The sequence below is a fragment of the Janthinobacterium sp. RA13 genome (assembly GCF_000745325.1).
Taxonomy (GTDB): Bacteria; Pseudomonadota; Gammaproteobacteria; order Burkholderiales; family Burkholderiaceae_D; genus Janthinobacterium; species Janthinobacterium rivuli.
Map to the genome: position 1 here is coordinate 5,490,155 of NZ_JQNP01000001.1, position 12,472 is coordinate 5,502,626.

Below are 12,472 nucleotides of genomic sequence, written 5' to 3' on the forward strand. Positions count from 1 at the left end.
AATTTTCTTGCTAAGTTGAATGGACAAGAAGTGCAGCAGCGATACGGGGAGAGGGGATTTTTCGCAGCCTCGGGAAGGCTGCCATCGTGGCATGGCATGGCAGCGTGCTGCTGGCGCTGCCACATTGAAGCTTCGCACGCGTGAAGGATGCTGCGCACCGGCACCGGCCATCCAAACCTGCTTTTTATTTTAAATTATTACGTTCAATAACTGCGGAATTACTTAATGCGATTCTCCCTGAGTGGTGAGGTTATTGCATTTCCGAGTTAATTGCTTTTGATTGTGCAGATATGATTTTTTGATGGTGCTGATTTTTTTTGTTTCTCAGAGGGGCGAGAATGCGAGGTGTATTTCTATTTGTTATTTATTTTAATATTGAATATAAAAATTTCACTGCAAGATTTTGGTAATCGTTGGTGGATCTAATAACTTATATTCAAATGTGAATATTCTCGTTGAAGATATTCATACAATGTAATTGAAAACTTAAGATTTGAATAGTTCAATTCCATCGTGTGTTGTCAATCTGCAACAAGCATGCTGCCATCCCATAGGCTTCGTGTGCTTGAAAGGCAGGGCGCCAAGGGCTGCAGGTGCGCCACGGCAGGCATTTCAGCTTGTAGCCATACACGCGAGGCGCGCCCAACGTCATGTGTTTTCAAACAATAATTTTTCGCATATTAATATGCGTTTTTTTGCAGCGCATCAAAATGGTGCATTGCCGCACAATCTTGGACGCATTTGCCATTTTTCCCGCTCCGTTCATTTTGTTGTATCTTTGCATCATATTTTTCTCCTATGTTGACAGTGAACAATCGCCTATGGTTTTATGTATCGCTTAGGCAAGTAGGTTTTTCCTGTTTTGTCTGAAGCCTGTCCTATCAGTGGCGGGGGAGTGTCAAGTCATCAAAAACTAAAACCGGAAATAAAAACGTATTAAACATGATTTAGTGCTTAAATTTACCAAGCAACTCTACCAGAGACGCTTAATCTAATAATTAGGAAACCACATGTTGAGAAAAACTGTTTTAGTACGTGCCCTGGCGCTGGCCTTCAGTGCCGGCGCCATGTCCACGATGGTCGTAGCGCCTGTCATGGCACAGTCGAATGCATCCGGTACGATTTACGGTACGGTTGAGGCGCCTGCCGGCACGACCGTGTCGCTGCAAAATCTGGATACGGGACTGAAGCGTACCGTTGCGGTAGAGGCCGGTGGTCGCTACACGGTCACGGCATTGCCTATCGGTCGCTACAAAGTTGAGTTGATTCGCGACGGCAAGGTGATCGAATCGAAGGAAACGGATGTTGTGATTGGCCAGGGTGTGGATGCATCCTTCGGTTCCAAAGTACAGGCCGTACAAGTGACTGGCCGCCGTAACCGTATCGATGTCTCGAATACCAACAATGGCGCGATCTTCACCGCGAAGGAACTGGATAAGTTGCCAGTTGCCACGAACTTGAGTTCGATCATTTTGCTGGCGCCGAACACCACGCGTGCTGATTCCGCTTATGGCGGCACGAGTATCGGCGGCGGCGGCGCGTCGGAAAATGCGTTCTATGTCAACGGTTTCCCCGTCACCAATCCGTTGACTCAGCTCGGCTCGTCGGAATTGCCGTTTGGTGCGATTGCTCAAGCGCAAGTGCTGACCGGCGGTTTCGGTGCCGAATTCGGCCGCTCCATCGGTGGCGTGCTCAACGTCACGACCAAGAGCGGTACCAATAATTGGGAATTTGGCGCAACAGCGGCCATTACGCCAAACTCGATGCGTTCGGATTCCAAGAATATCAACTATCCAAACACGGGCGAGAATCCGGATACGGATGGCAAGCTGCATTTCCGTCGTGACACCAGCCAGAGCACGCAGAACTACTACGGCGCGTACGTGGGTGGCCCGATCGTGGAAGATAAACTGTTCATGTTTGTCGCCGTGGATCAAACCGCGACCAAGACCGGCATCGCCAACAGCACCGCCAGCACCACCCTGGCGCGCGATGGCTGGGCCGACCGCCGTGTCGAGCAAACCCGCTACCTGGCCAAATTTGACTGGAATATCACCGATAACCATCGCCTGGAATGGACTTCGATCGGCGATACCACCAAAGACCGCCAGCGTGCGTATGGTTTGAACACCGACACGTTCAAGTCGACCGGCGTCAAGTACTCGGAACAGAACGACAAGAACGGCGGCGGTAACGGTGCCGAGTCGAATGCGCTGAAGTACACGGGCCAACTCACCGACGATCTGGTCTTCACGACCTTGTATGGTATCTCCAAGGCACCGCGCAGCACCACGTACGAAGACTATGACGTGAACGGCATCTTGCGTTCGGTTACTTCCACGGTGGCTGGTCGTGTACCGGAGCTGGACGCGCAGAATCTGTACCGCAGCTACCAAAAATACTCGGGTGCGACCGGCAACATCACCAAGCCTGGTAGCGATAAGGTGAAATCCTTCCGTGCCGACTTGGAATACAAGCTGGGTAGCCATACCCTGCGTGTCGGTGTCGATCACAACGAAATCGATTCCGTTAACGCTGGCCAGTTCCGTGCTGGTGGCGGTTCGTGGAGCTATCGTACTGTAGGTGCGGCTAATGCCAATAAACCGGTCAACCTGTCGGGCGGTCGTCCTGGCGTGGTCGGTGATTTCGGTGGTTACGGCACGCGCGGTTTCTACGCACGCCTGTCGGACTTCTCCAGCGTGACGGATGCTTCGGCAACCCAATCGGCGCAATACCTGGAAGATCGTTATCAAGTCACCAAGAATTTGCTGATCACGGCTGGTTTGCGTAATGAGCAATACACCAACAAAAACGGCGACGGCGAGAAGTTCATCGATGTGAAAAACCAGATCGCTCCGCGTCTGGCCGCATCGTGGGACGTCTTTGGTGACGCTTCGATGAAGGTATTTGGTAGCGCCGGTCGTTATCACCTGCAATTGCCTACCCAGGTAGCTGCACGTGCCGCCAGCCGTTCGACCTTGATTACGCAAGACTTTACCTATACCGGTATCGACGCTCAAGGCCAGCCTACGGGCCTGGTTGCTATCAATACCCCGATCTCGCCAGACAATGAATACGGCCAACGCAAGGACGTGCGCAGTGTTGTTGTCAAAGATCTCAAGCCTAACTACCAGGATGAAATCACGCTGGGCTTTGAAAAGGCCTACAACCCTAGCCTGAACTTCGGCGCCAAGGCGACCTACCGTAAACTGGGCGCCGGTATCGATGATAGCTGCGATACTCGTCCGCTGCGCGCGTATGCCGCCAAAAACGGTATTCCTGTTACCGCTACGGATATTCCTTGCTTCATCTTCAATCCGGGCGAAGATGCAACGGTATGGCTGAACGGTTCCGATGGCAGTGGCCGTTACGTGCACCTGTCCAAAGAAGAACTGGGCTTCCCGAAAGTGAAACGTACGTACGCTGCTCTGGACGTGTTTGCCGAACATCCATTCCGCAATGGCTGGTATGGCAAGATCAACTACACGTGGTCGCGTAGCTACGGCAACATGGAAGGTCAAACCCGTTCCGATACCGGTCAAACCGACGTTGGTACCTCGGCTGGTTGGGACTTCCCCGAGTTCACTCCGGATTCGATGGGCTTGCTGCCGAACGATCGCCGTCATCAGTTGAAAGCATTCGGCTACTACGAGTTCACTAACGAGTGGTCGGTTGGCGCCAATCTGTTGATCCAATCGGGTCGTCCGAAAACTTGCTTGGGCACCAACCCGGTTGCCGATGCTGGCGAAGACAATCCATTCGGCGGTCCTGGCTACGGCGCAGAGTACTACTTCTGCGGCGGCAAACCGACCCCACGTGGTAGCCTTGGCCGTATGCCATACGAGAAACGCCTGGACATGAACGTGGCCTACAAGCCATCGATACTGAAAGGTGTCGAGTTCAAAGTTGACGTGTTCAACGTGACCAACTCGCAAACGGCAACGGCTCGTCAAGAAACCTACGATGATGGCAGCGGTACCGGCATTCTGGCTAACTACGACGAATACCGTACCCTGCAAGCAGCACGCACGGTCAAATTGTCGGTCGAGTACAACCACAAGTTCTGATGCAATCCGACAGCTTGAGTTGACCTTTTGGTTGGCTTGACTGTTCAGCCAGCGTCCTGCGCAAGCGGTTCGATGGCAAAATAAAACACCCCGCAAAGTGGCGACACTTGCGGGGTGTTTTTTTGCATGCGCTTTGTGCCGCCGCCTGCCATGGGGGCCGGGCTGACGAGGTACGGAGATGCTGCGTCAATGAGGCAGAGAGGCAAATGCTTGCCGCAGCCAGAAAAACGCAGGTACGGCTTGTTTCTACATCCCGCCCCACAATGCCGCCAAGGTGGCCAGCGCCGTCAGACCCGCCGTTTCCGTGCGCAGGATGCGCGGGCCCATGCTCAAGCCGATGGCGCCGGCGGCCAGGGCCGCCTTTTCTTCCGCTTCCGAAAACCCGCCTTCCGGGCCCACCATCACGGTGATGGCTTGCGGCGGCTGGTGGCGGGCCCAGTCGGCCAGCGACTGCTCCGCGCGCGGCGTCAGGATGATGCGTTTGTGTAAGTCTTGCTGGCGGCTCCAGCTATTAAAATCTTGCAATGGCGCCAGCTGCGCCAGGCGGTTGCGTCCGCTTTGTTCCGAAGCGGAAACGATAATGCCTTGCCAATGCGCGAGTTTTTTCTCGGCCCGCTCGGCGGACAAGCGCACGACGCAGCGCTGCGCCGACAGCGGCACGATGCCCGCCGCGCCCAGTTCGATGGCTTTTTCGATGATCCAGTCCATTTTGGACGCTTCCGGCAGCGCCTGCGCCAGGGTCACGGCGTAGGGCAGCTCCGCTTCGCGCACTACGTGCGTCTGGATGTCCGCCGTCACGCTGCGCTTGGCAATCGCCACCAGGCTCGCCTGCACTTCGCCGCCTTCGCCATTGAACAGGGTGATGACGTCGCCCGGCGCCAGGCGCACGACCTGGATATGATGGGCGACAGCCTCCGGCAGGGCGATGGTGGTGCCGGCAACGAGCGGCTGGGGGCAGAAAAAACGCGGCATGCAAATCCTCAACGGGGGTATATGTAGGGTGGAAAGACGTCAAAGTATAGCCATTTGGCTGGCCAGTACGCCGCAATTCTAATTTGCGGCCCCCTAGTCTGGTAAAATAGTTGACTACATAAAGCGGCCGGCCTGGGTTCTTTCTTGTCCGTGCTGTTGCAAACGAATCCCAAACTCGCGACTGACCCACACCATCATGACAACTACGCTCCCGACTACCAAAATGGCCAATGCGATCCGCGCACTGGCAATGGACGCTGTACAAAAGGCCAACTCCGGCCATCCAGGCATGCCGATGGGCATGGCCGAGATCGCAGTTGCCCTGTGGAGTGGTCACTACCGCCACAATCCCGCGAATCCAAAATGGCAGAACCGCGACCGTTTCCTGTTGTCGAACGGCCATGGCTCGATGCTGCACTACGCGCTGCTGCACCTGACCGGTTACGAGCTGTCGATGGAAGACATCAAGGCCTTCCGCCAGATGCATTCGAAAACCCCTGGCCACCCGGAAGTCGATATCACGCCAGGCATTGAAACGACTACCGGCCCGCTGGGCCAGGGCATCGCCAACGCCGTCGGCATGGCCCTGTCGGAGCAATTGCTGGCTGCCGAATTCAACAAGCCAGGTCACGACATCGTCAACCACTACACCTACGCTTTCGTGGGCGATGGTTGCCTGATGGAAGGTATTTCGCACGAAGTATGCGCGCTGGCCGGCACCCTGGGCCTGAACAAACTGATCGCCCTGTACGACGACAATGGCATCTCCATCGACGGCAAAGTCGAAGGCTGGTTCACGGACGACACCCCGGCCCGCTTTGAAGCGTACGGCTGGAACGTCATCCGCGCCGTCGACGGCCACGATGTTGCCGCCGTGGCTGCTGCCATCGCCGCCGCCAAGACCGCATCGAAGCCTACCCTGATCTGCTGCAAGACCATCATCGGCAAGGGCTCGCCTAACCTGCAAGGCGGCGACAAGGTCCACGGCGCCGCGCTGGGCGACAAGGAAATCGCTGCCGTGCGCGAATACATCGGCTGGGATGCCGCTCCGTTCGAGATGCCGGCCGACGTGTACGCGGCCTGGGATGCGAAAGAGCAGGGCGCCCTGCTGGAAAAAGACTGGAACGAGCGCTTTGCCGCCTACGGCAAGGAATTCCCGCAGCAAGCCGCTGAATTGTCGCGCCGCATGCAGGGCGACCTGCCGCAGGCATTCGAAGCGGCCCTGAGCGCCGCCATCGCTTCCTGCGTCGAAAAGAAAGAAAACATCGCCACCCGCAAGGCCAGCCAGAACGCCATCCAGGCGCTGGCTTCGTCGCTGCCGGAATTTTTGGGCGGCTCGGCCGACCTGACCGGTTCGAACCTGACCAACTGGAAAGAGTGCGTGGCCGTGCGTTCGGGCCAGCCTGGCAACCATATCAACTATGGCGTGCGCGAATTCGGCATGAGCGCCATCATGAACGGCATCACCTTGCACGGCGGCTACATCCCGTTCGGCGCCACGTTCCTGACGTTCTCCGACTACAGCCGCAATGCCCTGCGCATGGCCGCCCTGATGAAGCTGCGTTCGATCTTCGTGTTCACCCACGACTCGATCGGTCTGGGCGAAGACGGTCCGACGCACCAATCGGTCGAGCACGTCTCGTCGATGCGTCTGATCCCGAACCTGGACAACTGGCGTCCATGCGACACCGTCGAGTCGGCCGCTGCCTGGGGCGCCGCCGTGCGCCGCAAGGATGGCCCGTCGACCCTGATCTTCTCGCGCCAGAACCTGCCATATCAAGAACGTAGCGCCGAACAGATCGAGAACATCTACCGCGGCGGCTATGTGCTGAACGACGTGGCGGACGCCAAGGCGATCCTGATCGCCACCGGTTCCGAAGTGGAACTGGCCGTCGCCGCCGCCAGCGCGCTGGCTGCCGAAGGCATCAACGTGCGCGTGGTGTCGATGCCATCGACCGACGTGTACGACCGCCAGGACGCCGCCTACAAGGCCAGCGTGCTGACGAAAGGCGTGCCGCGCGTGGCCATCGAAGCGGGCGTGACCAGCTTCTGGTACAAATATGTGGGCCTGGAAGGCGCCGTGGTCGGTATCGACACGTTTGGCGAATCGGCTCCGGCTGGCGTGCTGTTCAAGCACTTCGGCTTCACGGTCGACAACGTCGTGGCCAAGGTCAAAGCCGTTATCGCTGGCTAATATTGATTTTTAACGGCCCTGGCGATGTGCTCGCCGGGGCCGTGCATGTACCTTCTTTTTTAATCAGGAGCAGAGTATGACGATCAAAGTTGCAATCAATGGCTACGGCCGCATCGGCCGTAATGTATTGCGCGCTTTCTACGAAGGCGGCAAGAAACAGGATATCCAGATCGTTGCCATCAACGACCTGGGCGATGCCAAATCGAACGCCCACCTGACCCGCTACGACACCGCGCACGGCAAGTTCCCAGGCACGGTCACCGTCGAAGGCGACAACATGATCGTCAATGGCGATCCGATCCGTGTATTCGCACAGCGCAACCCGGCTGAAATCCCATGGGGCGAGCTGGGCGTGGACGTCGTGCTGGAATGCACGGGCTTCTTCACCACCAAAGAGAAAGCTTCGGCTCACTTGAAGGGCGGCGCGAAAAAAGTCATCATTTCGGCACCCGGCGGCAAGGACGTCGATGCGACCGTCGTGTTCGGCGTGAACCACTCGGTATTGAAATCGACCGACACCGTCATCTCGAACGCGTCGTGCACCACCAACTGCCTGGCACCGCTGGTCAAGCCATTGAACGACGCCATCGGCATCGAAACGGGCCTGATGACCACCGTGCACGCCTACACCAACGACCAGGTGCTGTCCGACGTGATGCATGAAGACCTGCGCCGCGCCCGTTCGGCCACCATGAGCATGATCCCGACCAAGACGGGCGCCGCTGCCGCCGTGGGCCTGGTGCTGCCTGAGCTGAATGGCAAACTGGACGGTTTCGCCATCCGCGTGCCGACCATCAACGTGTCGCTGGTCGACCTGTCGTTCATCGCCAAGCGCGACACCACCGTGGAAGAAGTCAACGCCCTGATGAAAGCCGCGTCGGAAGGCGCCCTGGAAGGCATCCTGACGTACCAGACCGAACCACTGGTCTCGATCGACTTCAACCACAACCCGGCTTCGTCGAACTTCGATTCGACCCTGACCAAAGTGTCGGGCCGCCTGGTGAAAGTATCGTCGTGGTACGACAACGAGTGGGGTTTCTCGAACCGCATGCTCGACACCACCGTTGCGCTGATGTCGGCTAAGTAATTTCTGACTAGCATACAAAAAAACGCCCTTCGGGGCGTTTTTTTTTCGTCTATTGCTGACTATTCATTGGGTTCGCACTGGTTGCGCCACTGCTCGCACGACGCCTCGACGCCCTGGTAGCACATGTTGAGGATGTAGTCGCAGTTTTCCGATGGAATCCACGCGCGCACGGCGGCCGTGCTGGAGAACGAGGCGGCGGCGCCCACGGCGATGGCAAAGACAAACAGGGCTTTTTTAATGGAAATCATTTTTCTCGCTTTCACAATTGGACAACGGTAGGGTGTCAAATCAAAAGGCCGCCACGGCAGGCATGGTGAACCGGCCAGACGCAGAAAAATATTAGCATTAAAATCAGTAATTTATTGCTATAAAGAAAAATATTCCTGCTAACGCCAGGCGTGCAGGCGGCGCCTATAAAAACGCCACAGCAGGCGCAGGTCGCGCAGCACGGGCACGCCTGACAGCAGGGTCAGCACGCCGGCCAGCAGGATGGTGGCGGCAGGAAAGCCGATGTGCTTGAAGGCCAGGGCGCCGCTGACGCCGCCGATGAAGAAGCAGGCGATCAGCAGGCTGTGCGTTCTCAGCTTGCCGCGGTTCACCTTTACCATGCGGTCCGGCAGGTGGCGCCGGTTGTAATACGCCATCTTGCCCAGTTCGATGCCGATGTCGGTCGACAGGCCCGTCACGTGCGTGGTGCGGATGACGGCGCCCGAAATCTTGGTGATGATGGCATTCTGCAAGCCCATCACAAAGCACAGCAGCAAGATGGTGACGGGGCCCAGCACGTCGGGCATGGTGGCCAGGTAATTGCCCGTCAAGCCGAACAGCAGCAGCAAGGCTGCTTCCAGCAGCAGGCTGGCGGCAAACTGGCTGTGCAGCCGGCGCCGCTTGCCCCAGTTCACCATGATGGCCGTGACTGCCGCGCCGCTGACAAAGGCCAGCCACGCGCCCAGCGCGGCCAGGGCCACGGTGATATTGCCCAGCGCCAGGTCGTCCGCCATGCCGGAAACGATGCCCGTCATGTGCGAGGTATAGCCGCCGATGGCAAGAAAGCCGCCCGCATTCACGGCGCCGGCCACCAGCGCCAGCACGCAGCCCAGCTGCAGATTGGCTTGCGTATCGCGCGCCGATCCGCTCAGCCGGGACAGGTAATGAAGTGGCATGCCCGGGCCGGCCTCAGGCAACGGCGCCGAAGATGGCTTGCCACAGGCGCATCACGTTGTCCGCATGCACGCGCACGCGCTCCGGTTCCACGCGGGCCAGGTCCTGGCCCTGCAGGCGTAACTGGTGCTGCAGCTTGCGCAGCGCGCGGTAGGCGTCGGCGACGAGGGCGGCCAGCTGGGCGTCGATCAACCCCAGTTCGCCGCACAGGCGCAGCAGGGCGATATTGCCCGAATTCGCCGTCAACTGCGGATACTGCGCCGCATGCTGGAGCACCAGGTATTGCACCATGAATTCGATGTCGATCATGCCGCCCGGATCCTGTTTCAGATCAAAGCTGCCGGGGCGGGGCGGATGCGCGTCCAGCATTTTCTTGCGCATGGCCACCACTTCGCCCTTGAGCGGGCCGTTTTCCGGCCGTTCCTTGCGCAGGATCGTGTCGCGGATGCGTTCGAAATGCTTGCCGATGGTGGTATCTCCGGCGCAAAAGCGCGCGCGCGTGAGCGCCTGGTGTTCCCACACCCAGGCCGCGCTGCCCTGGTAGCGCTCGAACGCCTGCACGCTGGAGACCAGCATGCCCGAGGCGCCGTCGGGGCGCAGGGCGATGTCGATGTCGAACAAAATGCCGGCCGAGGTGTGCGACGTCATCCAGGTAATGAAGCGCTGCGCCAGCTTGGCGTACAGGCCGGGCGCTTCCTGGTCGTCGTCATCGAAGAGGAAAATGACGTCGAGATCGGAGACATAACCGAGTTCCTTGCCGCCCAGCTTGCCGTACGCGATGACGGCGAATTTCGGCACGTCGCGATGGCGTGTGGGCAAGGTTTGCCAGACGGCTTGCACGGTGGCGGCGACGATGATGTCGGCCAGCTGCGACAGGTAGTCGGCCAGCTTTTCCACGCTCAGGTCGCCTGCCAGGTCTTGCGCCAGGCACTGGAACAGCTGCGCATGGTGCATTTCGCGCAGGATATCCATTTGCCGCTCCGTGTCGCCGGGCGCGTCGTCGAGCTGGCGCTGCAGATCCAGCGCCAGCGCGGCCGGATCGGGCACCGTGTTGCGGATGCGTTCGTCCAGCAGTTCATCGAGCAGGATCGGGTGCTGCGTGAGGAAGGTGGCGGCCCAGCCGCTGGCGCACACCATGCGCACGACGCGCTCGAGCGTATGCGGGTATTCCGTCAGCAGCGACAGATAGGCCGAGCGGCGCGCGATCGCTTCCAGGAAATCGAGCAGCCGGCCCAAGGTGGCCAGCTGGCTGGCGTTACCATTGGAAACGGAGCAATCGGTGATCAGGGGCAGGGCGGAATTGACGAGGGCCACCAGTCGCGTGCGGCTCGCCTCGGGCAACGATTGCAAACGTGGCGCCTGCCACGTGGCCAGCAGGCGGCGCGCGCAGGCTGCCGGCTCATGGAAACCCAGGGCGGCAAAGCGCGCTTCGATGGCTTCCTGCTGGTCCGAGGCGGCGCAGTCGTTCGACGTCTGCGGGTCGATGCCCGTGTCGGCCGGCGGCGTGCCGCTGCTCTTGTCGCTGAACATTTCGTCGAATTGCCCGGCGACAAATACGCGGTGCGCTTCCAACTGGGCCAGCAAGGTGGCCGTGTCAGGCAAGCCCATCATCTGCGCCACGGTCAGGCGGTCGGCGTCATTCGCGGGCAGGGTGTGGGTTTGCGCATCGTCAAGATACTGCAGCCGGTGTTCGAGGTTGCGCAGGAAAGTGTAGGAGCCGAGCAGTTGTTCCACGATGGCCGGTTCCAGCAAACCCTTGTCGGCCACCGTGCGCAGGGTGGCGCGCGTGGAGCGCTCGCGCAGTTCGGCGTCGCGCCCGCCGCGTATCAACTGAAACACTTGCGCGAGGAATTCGATTTCGCGGATGCCGCCACGGCCCAGCTTGACGTTGTTGCTGCGGTCCGGGTGCAAGCGCTCCTGGCGGTTGACCTCGGCGCGGATCTGGCCGTGCATGGTGCGGATGGCGTCGATGACGCCGAAATCGAGGTAGCGGCGAAAGACGAACGGGCGCACGATGGCGTCGAGCGAGGCAATGTCTTCCGGCTTGCCCGTCACGGCGCGCGCCTTGACCCAGGCGTAGCGTTCCCATTCGCGGCCTTGCACGATCAGGTATTGCTCCACCATGCTGAGGCTAGCGGCCAGCGGCCCCGAGTTGCCGTTCGGACGCAGTGCCATATCCACGCGGAAAGTAAAACCATCCTGTGTGATCTCGGCCAGGGCGGCGATCAGTTTCTTGCCCATGCGAATGAAAAACTCGTGGTTGGACAGGCTGCGCTGACCCGGTACGGTGACGTGCGTGTCGCCGTCTTCCGGGTAGACAAAGATCAGGTCGATGTCCGACGATACATTCAGTTCGCCGCCGCCCTGCTTGCCCATCGCCAACACCATCAAGGCCTGTTCCTCGCCCGATTCCTCGCCGACAGGCATGCCGTGCAGGGCCACCATCTCGGCCATGATGGCGTCCACATGCGTGCGGATGGCGAAATCGGCAAAGCCCGTCATGGCCGTGACGACTTCGTGCAAGTCTGCCTGGCCGCCAAGATCGCGCGCGATCAGGCCGCAGACGAGCAGGTTGCGCAGGCGGCGCATGGCCCGCTCGGGCGGCAGCGGCGGCGTGGCGGCGTTCGCCTGGGCGGCCAGCTCGGCGGCAAAGTCGAGCTTGTCCAGCGGCGCGCGCACCAGTTGCGCTACCTGCGCGGCGCGCTCGGGGGCGGCGTCCAGCCAGCGCTGGTAGAAACGGGAGGCGGAAATCAAAGGCTGTGTACTCATGGTATCGGTAACTGTCTCGTGGATGCGGCGTGCATGTTCTTGTTTAACTTGGCTGCGAATGGCGGGGGATGCGGTAAAATTGTGCCGCTGGCAGCATACCGCCGGCAGTACGTGCTCTTCCGGACGATGGTAAGGGAGGCTTTGCTCAGACGCAAGCGCGGGGATGTGGGTGCGTACCACGAATGCAGACGATTTTTGCCATTATTTGACGCCGGGCCAGTT

7 protein-coding genes are annotated in these 12,472 nt (G+C 59.3%); 3 read left to right on the plus strand and 4 right to left on the minus strand.

The genetic code is table 11. The features are described 5' to 3' along the window. Window positions 1-1,010: 1,010 nt before the first annotated feature. On the plus strand, window positions 1,011-4,067 hold the full coding sequence (locus FG13_RS24370) for a TonB-dependent receptor (RefSeq protein ID WP_035825154.1): 3,057 nt from the start codon (window positions 1,011-1,013) through the stop codon (window positions 4,065-4,067). Between the two features lie 246 nt (window positions 4,068-4,313). Here FG13_RS24370 and FG13_RS24375 read toward each other — a convergent pair whose 3' ends face one another. Beyond that, window positions 4,314-5,039 (minus strand): 16S rRNA (uracil(1498)-N(3))-methyltransferase, encoded by a 726-nt coding sequence (locus FG13_RS24375; RefSeq protein WP_035825156.1) that lies wholly within the window; start codon window positions 5,037-5,039, stop codon window positions 4,314-4,316. Window positions 5,040-5,235: 196 nt separating this feature from the next. On the opposite strand from FG13_RS24375, the gene tkt reads away from it, so the two are divergent. Beyond that, a complete protein-coding gene (gene tkt, locus FG13_RS24380) occupies window positions 5,236-7,233 on the plus strand; it encodes a transketolase (protein WP_035825158.1) in 1,998 nt (665 codons plus the stop codon). Window positions 7,234-7,309: 76 nt separating this feature from the next. After that, a complete protein-coding gene (gene gap, locus FG13_RS24385) occupies window positions 7,310-8,320 on the plus strand; it encodes a type I glyceraldehyde-3-phosphate dehydrogenase (protein ID WP_010395244.1) in 1,011 nt (336 codons plus the stop codon). A 59-nt stretch (window positions 8,321-8,379) separates the two neighbouring features. On the opposite strand, the gene FG13_RS24390 is transcribed toward gap, so the two are convergent. The 3 genes from FG13_RS24390 to glnE all read right to left on the minus strand — a co-directional run bounded on the left by FG13_RS24390 (window position 8,380) and on the right by glnE (window position 12,250). Next, window positions 8,380-8,568 (minus strand): hypothetical protein, encoded by a 189-nt coding sequence (locus tag FG13_RS24390; protein WP_035825163.1) that lies wholly within the window; start codon window positions 8,566-8,568, stop codon window positions 8,380-8,382. 138 nt (window positions 8,569-8,706) lie between these two features. Then, on the minus strand, window positions 8,707-9,483 hold the full coding sequence (locus FG13_RS24395; protein WP_035828687.1) for a YoaK family protein: 777 nt from the start codon (window positions 9,481-9,483) through the stop codon (window positions 8,707-8,709). Between the two features lie 13 nt (window positions 9,484-9,496). Then, window positions 9,497-12,250, minus strand: a complete 2,754-nt coding sequence (gene glnE / locus FG13_RS24400) for a bifunctional [glutamate--ammonia ligase]-adenylyl-L-tyrosine phosphorylase/[glutamate--ammonia-ligase] adenylyltransferase (protein ID WP_035825166.1) — start codon at window positions 12,248-12,250, stop codon at window positions 9,497-9,499. Window positions 12,251-12,472: the final 222 nt, after the last annotated feature.

Excerpts from the sequence above, each read along its gene's own strand:
- FG13_RS24390 (WP_035825163.1), bottom strand. The coding sequence starts at position 8,568 with ATGATTTCCATTAAAAAAGCCCTGTTTGTCTTTGCCATCGCCGTGGGC.
- tkt (WP_035825158.1), top strand. The coding sequence starts at position 5,236 with ATGACAACTACGCTCCCGACTACCAAAATGGCCAATGCGATCCGCGCA.
- FG13_RS24395 (WP_035828687.1), bottom strand. The coding sequence starts at position 9,483 with ATGCCACTTCATTACCTGTCCCGGCTGAGCGGATCGGCGCGCGATACG.
- FG13_RS24370 (WP_035825154.1), top strand. The coding sequence starts at position 1,011 with ATGTTGAGAAAAACTGTTTTAGTACGTGCCCTGGCGCTGGCCTTCAGT.
- FG13_RS24375 (WP_035825156.1), bottom strand. The coding sequence starts at position 5,039 with ATGCCGCGTTTTTTCTGCCCCCAGCCGCTCGTTGCCGGCACCACCATC.
- gap (WP_010395244.1), top strand. The coding sequence starts at position 7,310 with ATGACGATCAAAGTTGCAATCAATGGCTACGGCCGCATCGGCCGTAAT.
- glnE (WP_035825166.1), bottom strand. The coding sequence starts at position 12,250 with ATGAGTACACAGCCTTTGATTTCCGCCTCCCGTTTCTACCAGCGCTGG.